At 65.6% G+C, this 1,362-nt stretch carries 1 protein-coding gene; it reads left to right on the top strand.

All coding sequences use genetic code 11. The features are described 5' to 3' along the window. The first annotated feature begins 51 nt into the window (after positions 1-51). Positions 52-1,346 (top strand): IS3-like element ISMysp3 family transposase gene (locus tag ACJH7A_RS30485; protein ID WP_109545024.1). Its coding sequence is split into 2 segments (ribosomal slippage): positions 52-325 and positions 325-1,346, totalling 1,296 coding nucleotides; the frame shifts between segments, so codons are not numbered across the junction. The last annotated feature ends 16 nt before the right edge of the window (positions 1,347-1,362 follow it).

Genomic DNA, 1,362 nt, shown 5'->3' with positions numbered 1-1,362 from the left:
TGAACCATCCCGCGTTTGATGCGCACCTCCTTCCTTGGGAAGGTGCATGTCATGCCGAGCAAGTACGACCCGGAGACCCGAGCGAAGGCGGTCCGTCTGGTGCGCGAGCACCGGGAGGACTATCCGAGCGAGTGGGCGGCGATTACCGCGGTGTCCAAACGGTTGGGGATGAACGCCGAGACGCTGCGTAATTGGATTCGCCAGCAACAGGTCGATGACGGTGATCGAGACGGGGTCTCTTCGGAGGCGGCTGCGGAGATCCGGGCGTTGAAACGGCGTAACGCCGAGCTGGAGCAGACTATCGAAATCCTCAAGGCGGCAACGTCTTTCTTCGTGCGGGAGAGCGACCCGCGCAGCCGCCGCTGACCGCTACGGTCTGCGAGTTCATCGCCGCCCACCGGGACCGTTTCGGGGTCGCTCCGATCTGTCGCGTGCTCACCGAGCACGCCGTGCCGATCGCCCCGCGGACATTTCATGCCTGGGCGGTGCGGGCGCCCTCGAAACGGGCCCTGTGGGACGCCACGATCACCGAGATCCTAGCCGGCTACTACGAGCCTGATGAGCACGGACGCCGCAGGCCCGAGTCGCTGTACGGGTCGCTGAAGATGTGGGCCCATCTGCAGCGTCAGGGCATCCCGGTGGCCAAGTCCACCGTGGAACGCCTGATGCGCAAGAACGGCTGGCAAGGCGTGCGCCGCCAGAAGAGGGTCCGCACCACGATCCCCGACCCGGAGGCGGTGCGACCGCCGGACCTGGTGGACCGCCAGTTCGGGGTGGCCGCACCCAACGTGCTGCTCGTGGCCGACTTCACCTACGTCAAGCTCGTCACCGGCGTGTTCGTCTACGTCGCGTTCGTCATCGACGCCTACGCCGGGTCGATCGTGGGCTGGGAAGCCTCGGCGTCCAAGCACACCCGCTTCGTCGAATCCGCGCTGCGTCAGGCCGCTGCACTGCGTGCCCGCCAAGGCCATCCCGTCGACGGCGCAATCCATCACAGCGACGCCGGCTCGCAGTACACGAGTGTGAGATTCGGTGAGACACTGAGCCTTTCGGGAATTCGCCCGTCCGTGGGCAGTGTTGGGGATGCCTTCGACAACGCGCTGGCTGAGACGACCATCGGCCTGTACAAGAACGAATGTGTCCGGGCGGATTCCCCGTTTCGCCGCGGCCCACTGAACACCGTGGGCGACGTCGAATACATCACCGCCGACTACGTCGCCTGGTACAACCAGCAGCGCCTGATGCACCGCCTCGGACGCATTCCGCCGGCCGAAGCCGAAGCCCGCTACTATTCCCAACTCGTGACCGGTAGACCGGCCGGATCACAGAAACCTGAGGGTGCATGAAACCCGGGACGGTTCA

The sequence above is a fragment of the Mycobacterium sp. SMC-17 genome, from assembly GCF_045310915.1.
In the GTDB taxonomy this organism is placed as follows: Bacteria; Actinomycetota; Actinomycetes; order Mycobacteriales; family Mycobacteriaceae; genus Mycobacterium.
The sequence above is the reverse complement of the archived record's forward strand: the minus strand, read 5'-3'. Positions and strand labels throughout refer to the sequence as shown.